This is a genomic window from Janthinobacterium sp. 1L-D-8-B-C4, assembly GCF_057291295.1.
On record NZ_JBXAVX010000024.1, the window covers coordinates 16658 to 31005 of the forward strand.

The 14348-nt window shown below is 63.2% G+C and carries 12 protein-coding genes; 8 read left to right on the forward strand and 4 right to left on the reverse strand.

Features of this window, described 5'->3' with window-relative positions; all coding sequences use genetic code 11:
- The first annotated feature begins 100 nt into the window (after window positions 1–100).
- From AC0Z42_RS28350 to AC0Z42_RS28380, 7 genes are all read left to right on the forward strand, one after another.
- The gene (locus AC0Z42_RS28350; RefSeq protein ID WP_485471409.1) at window positions 101–961 is read left to right on the forward strand and encodes a carbohydrate ABC transporter permease; all 861 of its coding nucleotides are present in this window, start codon (window positions 101–103) and stop codon (window positions 959–961) included.
- A gap of 10 nt (window positions 962–971) precedes the next feature.
- Window positions 972–1790: a carbohydrate ABC transporter permease gene (locus AC0Z42_RS28355; protein ID WP_485471410.1), complete on the forward strand. Its 819-nt coding sequence runs from the start codon at window positions 972–974 to the stop codon at window positions 1788–1790.
- Between the two features lie 16 nt (window positions 1791–1806).
- A complete protein-coding gene (locus AC0Z42_RS28360) occupies window positions 1807–2853 on the forward strand; it encodes an ABC transporter ATP-binding protein (protein WP_485471411.1) in 1047 nt (348 codons plus the stop codon).
- Window positions 2854–2855: 2 nt separating this feature from the next.
- On the forward strand, window positions 2856–4331 hold the full coding sequence (locus tag AC0Z42_RS28365) for a mannitol dehydrogenase family protein (RefSeq protein WP_485471412.1): 1476 nt from the start codon (window positions 2856–2858) through the stop codon (window positions 4329–4331).
- Window positions 4332–4341: 10 nt separating this feature from the next.
- Entirely contained in the window at window positions 4342–5274 is a 933-nt protein-coding gene (locus tag AC0Z42_RS28370) for a helix-turn-helix domain-containing protein (protein ID WP_485471413.1), read from the forward strand.
- A gap of 72 nt (window positions 5275–5346) precedes the next feature.
- Window positions 5347–6297, forward strand: a complete 951-nt coding sequence (locus tag AC0Z42_RS28375) for a helix-turn-helix domain-containing protein (protein ID WP_485471414.1) — start codon at window positions 5347–5349, stop codon at window positions 6295–6297.
- 74 nt (window positions 6298–6371) lie between these two features.
- Window positions 6372–8426, forward strand: coding sequence for an esterase-like activity of phytase family protein (locus AC0Z42_RS28380; protein ID WP_485471415.1), 2055 nt, complete (start codon window positions 6372–6374; stop codon window positions 8424–8426).
- Between the two features lie 99 nt (window positions 8427–8525).
- Here AC0Z42_RS28380 and AC0Z42_RS28385 read toward each other — a convergent pair whose 3' ends face one another.
- On the reverse strand, window positions 8526–10610 hold the full coding sequence (locus tag AC0Z42_RS28385; RefSeq protein WP_485471416.1) for a S9 family peptidase: 2085 nt from the start codon (window positions 10608–10610) through the stop codon (window positions 8526–8528).
- A gap of 210 nt (window positions 10611–10820) precedes the next feature.
- On the opposite strand from AC0Z42_RS28385, the gene AC0Z42_RS28390 reads away from it, so the two are divergent.
- Complete coding sequence (locus AC0Z42_RS28390; RefSeq protein ID WP_485471417.1) at window positions 10821–11399, forward strand: hypothetical protein; 579 nt, start codon at window positions 10821–10823, stop codon at window positions 11397–11399.
- 106 nt (window positions 11400–11505) lie between these two features.
- Here the strand turns inward: AC0Z42_RS28390 and AC0Z42_RS28395 are convergent, their stop codons facing one another.
- The 3 genes from AC0Z42_RS28395 to AC0Z42_RS28405 form a co-directional block, all read right to left on the reverse strand.
- On the reverse strand, window positions 11506–12354 hold the full coding sequence (locus AC0Z42_RS28395; RefSeq protein WP_485471418.1) for a DUF2071 domain-containing protein: 849 nt from the start codon (window positions 12352–12354) through the stop codon (window positions 11506–11508).
- A 67-nt stretch (window positions 12355–12421) separates the two neighbouring features.
- The gene (locus AC0Z42_RS28400; RefSeq protein WP_485471419.1) at window positions 12422–13204 is read right to left on the reverse strand and encodes a 3-hydroxybutyrate dehydrogenase; all 783 of its coding nucleotides are present in this window, start codon (window positions 13202–13204) and stop codon (window positions 12422–12424) included.
- Between the two features lie 78 nt (window positions 13205–13282).
- Entirely contained in the window at window positions 13283–14338 is a 1056-nt protein-coding gene (locus AC0Z42_RS28405) for an AraC family transcriptional regulator (protein WP_485471420.1), read from the reverse strand.
- Window positions 14339–14348 lie beyond the last annotated feature (10 nt).

Below are 14348 nucleotides of genomic sequence, written 5' to 3' on the forward strand. Positions count from 1 at the left end.
AGTTCGCTGACCCCAATAGCGTAAAGCTGGGGTCAGACCCGACGGGTCTGACCCCGGATTTCTGCTGGCGATCGTTGTCCCTTGCCTCAAGAGAACCCCTATGAAACGCATTATCCCCCGGACCTTGCTGACACCGGCGGTTGTGGCCGTCTCCGTCATTTCCGTCATTCCCCTGCTGATCACGCTGTATTACGCCTTCGTGCGTTATTCCATGCTCGATCCGAGCGGCCATCCCTTTCATGGCCTGGACAATTTCCACTTTTTCTTTACCGATGCCGCCTTCTTGCCGGCATTGCAAAATACTTTCACCCTGCTGTTTTCCGTGATGCTGATCACGGTGCTGCTCGGCGCCGCGCTGGGCCTCTTGATCAACGAAGCGTTTCCGGGGCGCGCCATCGTGCGCGTGCTCTTGATTTCGCCATTCCTGGTGATGCCGGCAGTAAACGCCCTGATGTGGAAGAACATGCTGCTTAACCCGATTTACGGCCTGTTCGCGCAGATCAGCATCTTCTTTGGCGCCACGCCAGTCGACTGGCTGTCGGCCCATCCTTTGGTGTCCATCATCATGATGGTGTCGTGGCAATGGCTGCCGTTTGCCTGCCTGATCTTCATGACGGCGCTGCAATCGATGGACCGCGAACAACTGGAAGCGGCGCGCATGGATGGCGCCAACTATGTGCAGCAGCTGCGCTACCTCTACATCCCCCACCTGGGGCGGGCGGTGTCGGTGGTGCTGATGATCGAGATGATCTTCTTGCTGTCGGTATTTGCCGAAATCTTTACCACCACGGGCGGCGGGCCGGGCTTCGACACCACCACCATCACCTTCATGATCTACCAGCAGGCACTCCTGTCGTACGACATCGGCGCCGCTTCCGCCGGTGCGCTGTTCGCCGTGCTGATCGCTAACATTGCCGCCTTCTTCCTGATGCGCGTCATCGGCAAGAACCTGTCGAAATAAGGAGACCACCATGCACAATAAAGTTGCTCTGTATGGCCGCACGGTGGCCGCCTGGCTGTTCGCGCTGCTGCTGTTCTTTCCCATCTTCTGGCTGGGATTGATGGCCTTCAAGACGGAAGGGCAGGCCATTTCCACGCCGCCGCTGCTGTTCTTCACGCCCACCCTGGACAGTTTCCGCGAAGTGCTGGCGCGCGATAACTACTTCGGCTACGCCTGGAACTCGCTGTTTACCAGCGTCGTCTCGACCGCCATCGGCCTCTTGATCGCGATTCCGGCCGCCTACTCGATGGCGTTCTTCCCGACTGGCGGCACCATCGGCCTGCTGAAATTCATGCTCAGCTCGCGCTACATGCCAGGCGTGGGCGCGCTGATGCCGATCTATATCTGCTACCAGTATTTCGGCCTGCTCGATACCCGCATCGGCCTGACCATCATGTTCATGCTGATGAATTTGCCCATCATGATCTGGCTGCTGTACACCAGCATGAAGGAGCTGCCGCGCGAAATCCTGGAAGCGTCGCGCATGGACGGCGCCACCGTCTGGGACGAGTTCCGCCACGTGGTGCTGCCGCTGTCGGTGGGCGGCATTTCGTCGACCGCGCTGGTGTGCATGGTGTGGGCCTGGAACGAATCGTTCTGGTCGCTGAACCTGGGTGCCTCGAACGCCGGCACGCTGGCCTGGCTGATCGCCTCGTACTCGAGTCCCGAAGGCCTGTTCTGGGCCAAATTGTCGGCCGCTTCACTGATGGCGATTGCACCCATCATGGCGTTGGGCTGGTTCTGTCAAAAACAACTGGTCCAGGGCATGACCTTCGGCGCCGTAAAGTAAAAATTAGGATGACATCATGGCTTATCTTCAACTGAGCAATATCGAAAAATTCTTCGGCGAGCACCGCGCCATCAAGGGCATCGACCTGGAAATCAAGCAGGGCGAGTTCGTCGTCTTCGTCGGGCCTTCCGGTTGCGGCAAGTCGACCCTGCTGCGCCTGATCGCCGGCCTGGAACCGATCGACGGCGGCAAGCTGGCGCTCGACGGGCGCGACATCACCGGCCTGCCATCATCGAAACGCGACCTGGCGATGGTGTTCCAGTCGTATGCGCTGTACCCGCACATGACGGTGTTCCAGAACATGTCGTTCGCGCTGAAACTGGCCGGCGTCGACCCGAAGATCATCCGCGAAAAAGTCGACAAGGCGGCTGCCATCCTCGATCTGGGCCGCTACCTGGAACGCACGCCGAAAGAGCTGTCGGGCGGCCAGCGCCAGCGCGTGGCGATCGGCCGCGCCATCGTGCGCGACCCGAAGGTGTTTTTGTTCGACGAACCGCTGTCGAACCTGGATGCGGCGCTTCGCGTGCAGACCCGCATCGAGATCGCCAAGCTGCACCGCGAACTGGGCGCCACCACCATCTATGTCACGCACGACCAGGTCGAGGCGATGACCCTGGCCGACCGCGTGGTGGTGCTGCGCGATGGCCAGATCGAGCAGCACGGCTCGCCCCTGGAGCTGTATGACCGCCCGGCCAACCGCTTTGTGGCGCAGTTCATCGGCACGCCCAGCATGAACGTGGTGCCGGCCGGCGCTGCGCCGCAACTGCTGGCGCAGGCGGGCAGCGCGGCGCAGGCCGACGGCTTTGTCGGCATCCGCCCCGAGCACGTGCACCTGGGCGCCGCGCAGCCGGGCAGTGTGCCAGTCACCGTCGAACTGGTCGAGTCGCTGGGCGTGGAAACCCTGACCTATGTGCGCCTGGCCAACGACGTGCAGGTGGTCTCGCGCGGCGCCGAGCGCAGCAGCCTGCATCCGGGACAGCAGACGCAACTGACGTTCGAACCGGGATTTGTCCATTATTTTGACCGCGACGGCAAGACCTATGCCGGCGCGAAGGGAATTTGATCATGAATGCCATCGCCTTGAAACAAGCTACGCTGGCCCAGCTGCCGGCAGCCATCGAAGTGCCGGCCTATGCGCGCGGCACGCTCACCCCCAGCATCGTGCATATCGGCGTGGGCGGATTTTACCGCGCCCACCAGGCCGTGTATCTGGATGACCTGCTGGCCCTGCCGGGCCATGAACAGTGGGGTTATTGCGGCGTGGGCCTGCTGCCGCACGACGCCGCCATGCGCGACGCCATGCAGTCGCAGGACGGCCTGTACACGGTCATCGAGCGCAGCGCGCAGGGCGACACGGCGCGCGTGATCGGCTGCGTGGCCGAGTACCTGTATGCGCCCGACAACCCGCAGGCAGTGCTGGAAAAGCTGGCCGCGCCAAGCACCCGCATCGTCTCGCTGACGATCACCGAAGGCGGCTACTACGTCAACCAGGGCACGGGCGAGTTCGACGCCGGCCACCCCGATATCGCGTATGAACTGGCGCACCCCGGCGCGCCGCGCTGCTCGTTCGGCTACTTGCTGGCCGCACTCTCGCTGCGCCGGGAACGGGGGCTGGCGCCATTTACCATCATGTCCTGCGATAACCTGCAAAACAACGGCGACGTCACGCGCCATATGCTGCTGGCGTTTGCGCGCCTGGTCGATGGCGAACTGGCCAGCTGGATCGAGGCTGGCTGCGCTTTCCCGAACAGCATGGTCGACCGCATCACGCCGGCCACCACCGACGAACACCGGGCGCTGGTGCGAGACAAATTCGGCATCGTCGACGCCTGGCCGGTGGTGTGCGAACCGTTCCGCCAGTGGGTCATCGAAGACACATTCCCGCATGGCCGCCCGGCCTGGGAACTGGTCGGCGCGCAGATGACGCACAACGTGCTGCCGTATGAAAAAATGAAACTGCGCCTGCTCAACGCCAGCCACCAGGCGCTGTGCTATATCGGCATGCTGCTTGGCTACACCTATGCGCATGAAGCGATGGCGGACGCCGGTATCCGGGCGCTGGTGCGGCGCATGATGGATATTGAGGTCACGCCGCTGCTCGAAGAAGTCGAAGGGATCGACCTGGCCAGCTACAAGGACACCCTGATCGAGCGCTTTTCGAATCCGGCCGTGCGCGACCAGCTGGCGCGCATCGGCACCGAAGGCTCGGCGCGCATCCCGAAATTCGTGCTGCCCTCGGTGCGCGAAGCACTGGAGCAGGGCGGCGAGATCAAGCTGCTGGCGTTCACGGTCGCCTGCTGGTTCCGCTACCTGGAAGGCCATGACGACAATGGTCTTGATATGCCACTCAACGATCCGCACGGCGTGCGCCTGCGCGAACTGGCCCTGCATGGCGGCGCGAACGCCACGGCGCTGCTGTCGCTGCGCGAGCTGTTCGGCGAGCTGTCCGACACACCGGCGTTTGCCGAGGCGGTCAGCCTGTCGCTGGAGGGACTGTACAACCTGGGCGCACGCCGCGCGCTCGACCAGATCGTCACCTGACGCAGCAGCCATGCGCGCCACGCCCAGGAAGGCCGAGTATCCGCTGCCGCAGATGGAGCACGAGCAGCAGCGCGACGCCACGCCCGGTTTCGAGCCCAAGGGCAGCTATGGCTTTATCCGCTACCTGGAGCACGGCTTTCCGAACTCGCTGGTGCGCTGGCATTACCACGACGAGTACGAGCTGCACCTGATCGTGGAAAGCTCGGGCAAGGTCTTTGTCGGCGACTATATCGGCCAGTTTGCGCCTGGCCATCTGGTGCTGACGGGGCCACGCGTGCCGCACAACTGGGTTTCGCTGGGCACGCCGGCCGAAGGGGTGCTGCTGCGCGACATGGTGATCCAGTTCGCCCATCCGCCGCTGGCCGCCATGGCGGCCGCGATGCCCGAGCTGAAGGACCTTTTTCCGCTGCTGCAGCGGGCCCTGCACGGCGTGGAGTTTTTCAACGTCAGCGAGCAGTCGCTGCGGCGCTTCCAGCGCATCCGCGACAGCAGCGGCCTGCCGCGCCTGATCGAGTTTTTGACCCTGCTGGGCGAACTGGCGCAGACCAGCGACTACCAGCTGCTGTCGACCATTCCGATGCAGTCGAGCGACGACGATGCGGCACTGGCGCGTATCAGTTCGGCCATCAATTTCATCGTCCACAACTACAGCAGCCAGTTCTCGCTGAAGGAACTGGCCGAGCAGGTGGACATGCCGGAGCGCACCTTCTCGCGCTTTTTTCGCAGCGCCACCGGCAACAGTTTTACCGATTTCGTCAACCGCCTGCGCATCAACAGGGCCTGCCAGCTGCTGATGGAGACCGAGCATTACGTCAGCAATATCTGCTACGAGGCCGGTTTCAACAACGTCGCCAATTTCAACCGCCGCTTCCTGGAACTGAAAGGCATGACGCCAAAGGAGTTTCGCCAGCAGGCGCTGGGCCGTTTCGGTGAGCAGAGTTAGCGACTTTGGCCGCGTTTTGCGGTACATTGAGCGGCAGCGGCGGCAGACCGCTTCAAAACAAACGAGACAAGCATGGAACAGACATGGCTCAAGGATGCGCAGCGCGAGATCGAGCGCAAGCCGCCCGAACTGGAGCGCGAAAGCTACGACGGCATCATCAACTACCTGGAACACGGCTATCCCAGCTCGCGCGTGCGCTGGCACTGCCATGAAGAATACGAGCTGCACCTGATCGTCGCCACCAGCGGGCGCTTGTTCGTCGGCGACTATATCGGCGAATTTTCGCCCGGCCACCTGGTGCTGACCGGCCCGCGCCTGCCGCACAACTGGATTTCCACCGTGGTGCCCGAAGGCGGCGTGCCATTGCGCGACATGATCGTGCAGTTTTCGCATGCGCCACTGGCCGGCGCGGCGCGCGTGATTCCGGAGTTGCGCGAGCTGCTGCCGCTGCTCGAGCGCTCCAGCTATGGCGTGGAGTTCTTCGACATGGGCGTGGAAGCCGAGCGGCACCTGGCCTGCATCCGCGCCACCCACGGCGCCGAACGCTTCGGCCACTTCTTGCAGCTGATGGTGGCGCTGGCGCGCACCGCCAATTACCGGCTGCTGTCGACCGCCTCATTGCGCTCGTACGACGACGACGCCACCCTGGCCAAGGTCAATGCGGTGCTCAACTACATCACGGAAAACTACCGCGAGCCGATTTCGGCCGAAATGCTGGCCGAACAGGTGGGCATGTCACTCAGTAAATTCTCGCGGTTTTTCCGCAAGGCGACCGGCAACAGTTTTACCGACTTTATCAGCCGCCTGCGCATCAACAAGGCCTGCCAGCTGCTGATGGACACCGACCAGTATGTATCGAACGTCTGCTATGACGTCGGCTTCCAGAACGTGGCCAATTTCAACCGCCGCTTCCTGCAAGTGAAGGGCGTCACGCCAAAAGAATTCCGGCGCCAGGCCGACGGCCGTTTTGGCGGCATCGGCGGCCCTCCCGATGAATCTGTCGCATTGGCGCATCCATCTTGACAACCCTGTCATACGCTTGTCATTTCGACACTGTAGGCTTTCCGGTTTTGATGCTCACAACAACCGGGGAATGCATGAACACTGCCGTAACGATACCAAAACTGACCCTGCTGGCGATTGCCGCCGGCCTGTGCCTGGCCGCTTGCGGCGGCAGTGATTCCAATCATGTTGAGCCAGCCAAACCGGTGGCCATGACGGGCGTCTTTCTCGACGGCGCCGTCGAAGGCCTCGACTACGTGGCCGGCAGCGCGGCCAAGGCCAGCACCAATGCCAAGGGCGAATTCACCTGCAACGCTGGCGACAGCGTGACCTTCAGCATGGGCGGCCTGGCGCTGGGCAGTACGCTTTGCAATCCCGTCATTACGCCGCTGACGCTTGCTGCCAGCACCAGCGTGGCCGACGACAAGGTGGTCAACCGCCTGCTGGCGCTGCAACTGCTGGACGACGACAGCGATCCGTCGAACGGCATCAAGATCAGCACTGAAGTCAAGACGGCGCTGGCTGGCAAGACGCTGGACTTTGGCGCCGCCCCTGCCGCCTTCAACACCGCGCTGGCCGCGCAACTGGCCACCCTGGGCGCCAAATTTGCGGCGCGTACGGTCGACACCGAGCGCCGCGCCCTGGTGCGCGAGCATTTCGAAGACACGCTGGCCTCAAAAATCGGTACGCCTCTCAACGAAGCCCTGACGCAAACCACGCCACTTGGCGAAGTGAAAGTGACGGTCACGCGCTATCAGATCCAGGCGGCCAACAGTTTCTACGTGCCGTACGAAGGCGCCAACGCGAAGATCAAGGAGGAGTTCCCGAACGGCTTTTTGCCGTCCTACGGCTCCGGCCTTGCCTTCAAGGGCACCGCCGCCAATGGCGACCTGGAATTCTATGGCCTGACCGACCGCGGTCCGAACGGCGACGGTCCTTTGGTGCCGGATCCGAACCTCAAGGGCGCAACCATCGGCAGCAAGATATTCCCTTCACCGAGCTTCACGCCGGCGTTTGGCGTGATCACGGTGGGCAAGAACGGCGCCGTGCTGGCGTCTTCCACGCCGATCAAGGTCAGCGCCACGGTCAACACCTCGGGCCTGCCTGTGCCGGTCGGTGCGGTCGGCAATTCGGCCGAGATTCCCGTAATGGACGTCATGAAATACGATGCCGCCAGCAAGGCAGTGTTCAACGCGGGCGGCCTCGATTCGGAAGCGATCGTGGTCGACAAGAAGCGCAATGCGCTGTGGGTATCGGACGAATACGGCCCCTTCATCATCAAGCTCGACGCAGCCACCGGCGTGATCCAGGCCAAGTATGAACCGGGCAAGGGCTTGCCGGCATTGTTCGCCAAGCGCCGCGCCAACCGCGGCATGGAAGGCATGACCCTCGACACGTCCAACGACAAGCTGTACGCCTTCTTGCAAAGCCCGCTGACCGACGGCAGTGCCACCTATGCCGTCACCAAAAAAGCCGAGCTGATCGAGCGCTATGCGCGCTTTACGCGCTGGATCGAATTCGACCCGGCGCTTGGGACCAGCGGCAGGATGTTTGCCTATCCGCTCGATGCGGCAGACTACCAGGACGGCCGCACCGGCAACGCCAAGCTGGGCGACATGGTGGCGCTCGGTGGTGGCAAGTTCCTCGTTATCGAGCAGGGCGCGGCGCCGTCGGGCAAGGTATTCAATAAACTGATGCTGGTCGACCTGAACGCGGCCACCGATATTTCGGCGGCCAGCTATAACGCGGCGACCTCGGACCTGGAAAAAAGCAGCATGGCCGCCGCGGTGGTCAATGGCGCCGACTGGGCGCAGGTGAAAGCGATGAAGAAAACCCTGCTGCTGGACCTGAACGCGATTGGCTGGGCGGCGGAAAAAGCCGAAGGCCTGACCCTGGTCGACGGTTCGACCATCGCGCTGGCCAACGACAACGACTTCGGCATGAAAACCAAGGTGTTTGATGCGAACGGGGTGGAAGTGGCGGGCGCCGATGTCACCAAGTGCGTGGTGGACGCCAATGGCGTGATCGTCACCAGCACCGCAACGGGCTGCAGCGCCGCCAACACCATCCGCGTGGCGCGCGGCGAAGACCGCGAGCGGCCGGCACGGCTGTGGATCGTGAAGTTTGCCAAGGCGCTCAATACGTATTGAGCGTTGGCGGTGGTGGTGTCGGATTACGGCCTGGGGCCTAATCCGACCTACGATCGATGGTAGGTCGGATTAGCGTAGCGTAATCCGACAATCGCCACCTTACTTCTTGGTATAAGTATTCAACCAATCCAAAACAGTGTGATGCCACAGCAGCGAGTTCGCCGGTTTCAAGACCCAGTGATTCTCGTCCGGGAATACCAGCAGCTTGCTCGGCACGTTCTGGCGCTGCAGCGCGGTGAAGGTGCCCAGGCCCTGGGTGGTCGGGATGCGGAAGTCCAGGTCGCCCTGGACCACCAGCATCGGCGTTTTCCAGTTCTTCACGTAGTTGACGGGATTGAACTGCTCGTGTTTCGCCGCCGCGTCGTAGTAGGTGCCGCCGTTTTCCCACTCGTTGAACCACAGCTCTTCGGTCGCGTAGTACATGGCGCGGTTGTCGAACACGCCATCGTGGTTGACCAGGCACTTGAAGCCGTCCGGCCAGTTACCGGCGATCCAGTTCATCATGTAGCCACCGTAGGAAGCACCGAGTGCGCAGCTGCGCTCGCGGTCCAGCCAGGCGAATTTCTGCGTGGCCGCTTCCAGGCCTTTTTGCAGGTCGACCAAGGGTTTTCCGCCCCAGTCGCCGCTGATCGAATCGGTGAACTGTTGGCCGTAGCCGGTCGAACCGTGGAAGTCGATAAAGACGGTGGCGTAGCCGGCGCCCGCATATACTTGCGGATTCCAGCGGTAGCTCCAGCTGTTGCCGAAGCTGCCTTGCGGGCCGCCGTGCACCAGGAATGCGATCGGATACTTTTCGCCAGCCTTGGCGTTCCATGGCTTCATCACGTGGCCGTAGACGGTCTCGCCATTCGCGCCGGCAAACGAAAACTGCTCGTATTCGCCGAAACGCACATCGGCCAGCGCTTGCGCATTCTGCTTCGTCAACTGCACCATCGGCGCCGATTCGGACTTTGCGTCGAGTTTGCGCTGGTACAGCTGCGCGCCGGAGGCCAGGTTGGCCTGGGTCAGCACGATGGTGTTGCCACGCACGTCGAAGTCGCCGACCGCGCCCTTGCCGGTCAGCGCCGAGACCTTGCCATTGGCGGCGTCGATATGGAACAAACGGTGCTGGCCGACGTCATCGGCGGTGGCCAGCAGGGCCTTGCCATCCGGGGTCCAGCGGAAGTCGGCGATCGAACGGTCCCAGTCGTCGGCCACGGTGCGCTTCTTGCCGGTGGCGACATCCATCAGCACAAGGTGAAAGCGGTCCGCTTCAAAGCCAGGCTTGGTCATGGCCACATAGGCCAGCGTGCGCCCGTCCGGCGAATAAGTCGCTTTCGCATCCCAGGCCGGGTTGTCGGCGGTCAGGTTGCGCGGCGCTTCGCCGCCGATGGCGGGGATGGTGTAGACGTCGAAATTGGTCGACCACGATTCCGTGCGGCCGGCCACGCGCACCGAAAACGCCACCGTCTTGCCGTCCGGGCTGAAGTGATATTCGCCGTTGTCGCCGAACGGTTTCGATGGCGCGTCGCCATCGAGCGTGCCGGAGAGGCTGACCGGCATGGCGCTGACCTTGCCGCTGGCATCGATCGGCGCCGAGTACAGCACGTTGCGGCGGCCATCGGCCCAGCTATCCCAGTGGCGCACGAACAGCTGGTCGTAAACCATGCCGGAGGCCTTGTTCTTTGCCTTGTCATCGAGGCGCTTCTTGCTGCAGGCGATGTCGGCGCAATCGAGGTACACGCCCATGCTGAAGGCCAGGCGGTCACCCTGCGGCGACAAACGGTAGGTATCGATGTCCAGCGCCAGGTCGGTGACCTTGCTCGCTTCGCCGCCGTTCATCGGCAGCTGCCACACTTGCGACGAACCCGAACGGCCAGACAGGAAGTAGATGGCGTCACCCTTCGGCGACCATTGCGGAGCGCTGGCGCTGGCCTCGCCACGCGTGAGCTGGCGCGGTGCGGCGTTCGGTGCGCGCAGGTCGATCATCCACAGCTGCGTGTTGCCGCGGTTTTTATCGAGGTTGGTGCTGCGCACGGTGTACACCACGCGCGTGGCGTCGGGCGACAGCACCGGGCTGCCGACACGTTCCATCGCAACCATGTCTTCGACGGTAAAACCGCGCGGCGCGGCCAGCGCCGGAACAGCGGCGGTGGTGGCCATGGCGGCACTGAATGCTCCCAAGAGCAGCAGACGTAAACTCATTCAAACTCCCGTTATGTTCTAGATCGATCTGGCCGGCAGTCCCGCCGACAGCCCGACATGATAGCAACAAAGCGCAGCTTGCCGCCGGAGTTGACTGCCGGTGGCCAAGAGCTGCCTGCCTCTTGGTTGTCGGAAACTGTTGCCAATCGGAACGGGGGTGCGCGAGGTAGCTGTTAGACTATGTTTCTTTTTTCATATGGGTATGCCGCCATGCGCTTGACCACTTTTGCCTTCACCCTTGCCACCTTGTTTTCCGCCGGCGTTGTCCATGGCGCCACCAGTCCCACCCAGGAACAGATCCAGGCCGCCGTCGACGCCGGCGTGGCGAAAACCAAGTCGAGCATGCCGATTGCCGTCAAGGTCACCAGCGTGTCGGGCTGCCTGCCGTCGCCGGAAGTGAAAGATGAAACCGTCTGCCTGGTCGGCATGAGCGCCGGCATGCGCGACGGCTACACGGTGCTGCCGCTGCGCCAGGAAGGCGGCAGCTGGGTCGGCGTCGAGCGCAAGAATGCGCAATTCCCCGGCCCGGCGCTGGACGAAGCGATGGCGCTGGTGCGCGCCTGGGCCAAGGATGAAATAGCCAAAAATCCGGAAGCGGCAAAGGACAAGCAGCTGCAGGAAGCGGCCACCACCATGCAGATCAAGTCGCTGGCCAATTGCGACGTCAAGCGCAAGACGGGCTATCTGGTGTGCGATACAGTCTTGAGCACGCCGGGCCAGGCCAGCGATATCAAGACTGAACTCAGCTATATGCTGGAGAACGGCGCCTGGCGCTATGTGCCGCGTTGACTGGTGCTTTGACAAGAGCTACCGGGATAATGATGTTGTCCCGGGATCGTCTGGACGGCAAGGTAATTGCTCGGTGTCCATGTCAAGCTCGCTGCCGGACCAGACGCTACAACAGCCGCTCGGACAGCGCCTGGAAAGGCACGGCGGGCACCAGGAAAGCCAACGGCGGCGACAAGGCCGGCAATTGCGCCAGCAGCGCGCAGTCAGCGCGCAGCGGAGCAAGCGGCAGCACGTTGGCCAGCTCGACCGGCAGGCTGATTTCACCGAGCGCCAACTTGCCATTGCGCGATACGTGGGCGATGGCCGCATCCTGGCAGGCCAGATGGGCCACGGCCTCATCCCAGCTGCCGAACATGGCGCGCCATTCCTCGTCCAGCGCCTTGGCGCCAGCCACCTGCGCCTGCACGTCGAGCGCGGGCGCGCTGCCGGCACCCGCCACGATGCCGCAATGGGCGGTTTTTTCATCGACACCATGCGTCATGCGGGCCGCCAGGTGGGTCGGCAGGATATCGCTGAACAGCCGCGTGCCCAGCGCATGCGGCAGGCTGTCCATGACGTTTTTCAGGAAAAATACGGTCGGTACTTGCGGCGCGCCGGCCGGCGCATGCTCCAGATACAGGCGCCAATTGCTTTGCAGCGGAGACGGCATCAGGCGGCGCAAGGGGCCAGCCAGCCGTGGGCCGAAATGACCATGGCGGTAAGTCAGCACCGTGAACGGCGTCTTGCCGTCGCGCTCGAACAGCGATAGACCGGCTGGCAGCAGCGCCCGCGCCGCCTGCGCATCGACCAGCCAGCTGACATAGATCACATCGACCACATCGCTGGCCAGCGTGACAAACGGCAGGCGCGACATGACGGCATGGCGCCAGTTGGCCCAGCGCGTGCTGTTGGCCAGCCGGGCGAGCAGGCGGCCAGTGCGGCCCGGATGCGGATGCAGATAGGTATTGGGGTGCAAATGAATGGCTTTCGGAGGATGTCGGAACGCAGGCGGACAGCGCCGCCTGCCTGGTCCTGCTTGCAGCTTATTGCATATGCCAGCCATGGCTGACTACAATCGACTGCCCGCTCAGCGCATTCGACGGAAACGCCGCCAGGAACACGGCGGTTTGCGCCACGTCCTGGGTGGTGGTGAATTCGCCGTCGATGGTGTCTTTCAGCATGACTTTCTTGATCACGTCTTCTTCGCTGATGTTCAGCTGCGCCGCCTGTTCCGGGATCTGCTTGTCAACCAGCGGGGTGCGCACGAAACCGGGGCAAATCACGTTGGCGCGGATGCCGTCTTTTGCGCCTTCCTTGGCCACCACCTTGGCCAGGCCCACCAGGCCGTGCTTGGCCGCCACGTAGGCGCTCTTGAAGGGCGAGCCTTCGTGCGAGTGCACCGAACCCATATAGATGATGGCGCCGCCGCGGCCACCTTGAATCATGGCGCGCATGCACGCGCGCGTGGTGAGAAAGGCGCCGTCCATGTGAATCGCCAGCATTTTCTTCCACTGATCGAACGGGTAGTCGACCACCGGGCTGATGATCTGGATGCCGGCATTGCTGATCAGGATATCGATGCCGCCGAAATGCGCCACGGCGTCGGCCACGCCTTTGTCCACCTGTTCTTCGCTCGATACATCCATGGCGACGGCGAATGCTACACCGCCGGCCTGGGTGATTTCATCGGCAGTCTTGCTGGCGGCGTCGAGCGCCAGGTCGGCGATCACGACCTTTGCGCCTTGCTTCGCGTATTCAATCGCCATTTCCTTGCCGATGCCGCTGGCGGCGCCAGTAATCAGTGCGACTTTGTCCTTGAGTTGCATTATTCATCCTTTGCGGTGCAGGTTGGAGGAGTCAAATTAACTTGCCGCTGCCAGTATAGCCAGAAACCGCGACGCAGATCATTCACGCGCATCAAGCCGGGCCTGCAAGCGCCAGGCGCCCGGGTTGGTGCCGGCCCAGGCGCGAAAGGCGTGGTTGAAGGCGCTTTGCTCCTGGTAGCCGAGCAAAAAGGCTATATCGACCAGCGACAGGTCGGGCTGGCGCAGGTAATTGCAGGCCTGGCGGTAGCGCACCTGGTCGAGCTGGGCCTGGAAGCTGGTGCCCGCGTCGCCGAGCTTGCGCTGCAGGGTGCGCGGCGTCATCGCCAGTTCGCCTGCCACGCTGGCCAGGCGCACCGCGCCGTGGCGCAGGCCGGCCGCAATCGCTTGTTGCACCTGCGCTTCGACGGTGGCAATGCTGCCCGTTACCGCGCAGCGTTGCGCCAATAGCTGTTCTGCATGCTGGCGCAGCAGCGGATACAGGCTGGTGTCGGCATTCGGCACGGGCCAGTCCAGCACCTGCGCGTCCATGGTGGCCGTATTGGCGTCGGCCCGGAAGCGCGGCAGGCTGCCCAGCACGCGTACATACTCGTCAAGATGGCTGGCATGGCGCAGCAACGCCTCGCCGCCGCCGTCGTGGGCAAACGCCAGTTCGCCGACCGGCAGCGGCATGCCGGCCAGCCAGTCGCCGCATACACGAATGCCGGCAAACACGCTGTCGACCAGGTGCCGGCTGGCGTGCGGATAGTGGCTGGTCCAGCGGTATTGAAAGCACTCGCCGTCGCGCCGCAGCGACGAGCGGCCCAGGTCGTGCGCCAGCACTTCATAGCGGGCCGTTTGTTCCAGCGCCTGGCCGACGCTGGCGCAACTGAGCAGCACCAGGCCGTAGGCGCTGTAGGTACCCATGCGCACGCGCTCGCCCACGTGCAGGCCGAAGTGCGCGTCGCCCGCCAGCATGGCGCCCGCGTCGAGCAGGCGCACATAGGCGGGGGCGCTCAAGGTGGCCGGCAGCGGCGACAGGCCGTGCGCGGGCAGGCCTGCGGCGCTGGCCAGCGTGACGCTGTCGATGCCGTGCGCGCCGGCCGCTTCCAGCAGCGGCTGTACATAGGCTGCGGCGACGGTGTCAGTGTCTGGCATGATGGAACAA

Excerpts from the sequence above, each read along its gene's own strand:
- AC0Z42_RS28350 (WP_485471409.1), top strand. The coding sequence starts at position 101 with ATGAAACGCATTATCCCCCGGACCTTGCTGACACCGGCGGTTGTGGCC.
- AC0Z42_RS28355 (WP_485471410.1), top strand. The coding sequence starts at position 972 with ATGCACAATAAAGTTGCTCTGTATGGCCGCACGGTGGCCGCCTGGCTG.
- AC0Z42_RS28360 (WP_485471411.1), top strand. The coding sequence starts at position 1,807 with ATGGCTTATCTTCAACTGAGCAATATCGAAAAATTCTTCGGCGAGCAC.
- AC0Z42_RS28365 (WP_485471412.1), top strand. The coding sequence starts at position 2,856 with ATGAATGCCATCGCCTTGAAACAAGCTACGCTGGCCCAGCTGCCGGCA.
- AC0Z42_RS28370 (WP_485471413.1), top strand. The coding sequence starts at position 4,342 with ATGCGCGCCACGCCCAGGAAGGCCGAGTATCCGCTGCCGCAGATGGAG.
- AC0Z42_RS28375 (WP_485471414.1), top strand. The coding sequence starts at position 5,347 with ATGGAACAGACATGGCTCAAGGATGCGCAGCGCGAGATCGAGCGCAAG.
- AC0Z42_RS28380 (WP_485471415.1), top strand. The coding sequence starts at position 6,372 with ATGAACACTGCCGTAACGATACCAAAACTGACCCTGCTGGCGATTGCC.
- AC0Z42_RS28385 (WP_485471416.1), bottom strand. The coding sequence starts at position 10,610 with ATGAGTTTACGTCTGCTGCTCTTGGGAGCATTCAGTGCCGCCATGGCC.
- AC0Z42_RS28390 (WP_485471417.1), top strand. The coding sequence starts at position 10,821 with ATGCGCTTGACCACTTTTGCCTTCACCCTTGCCACCTTGTTTTCCGCC.
- AC0Z42_RS28400 (WP_485471419.1), bottom strand. The coding sequence starts at position 13,204 with ATGCAACTCAAGGACAAAGTCGCACTGATTACTGGCGCCGCCAGCGGC.
- AC0Z42_RS28405 (WP_485471420.1), bottom strand. The coding sequence starts at position 14,338 with ATGCCAGACACTGACACCGTCGCCGCAGCCTATGTACAGCCGCTGCTG.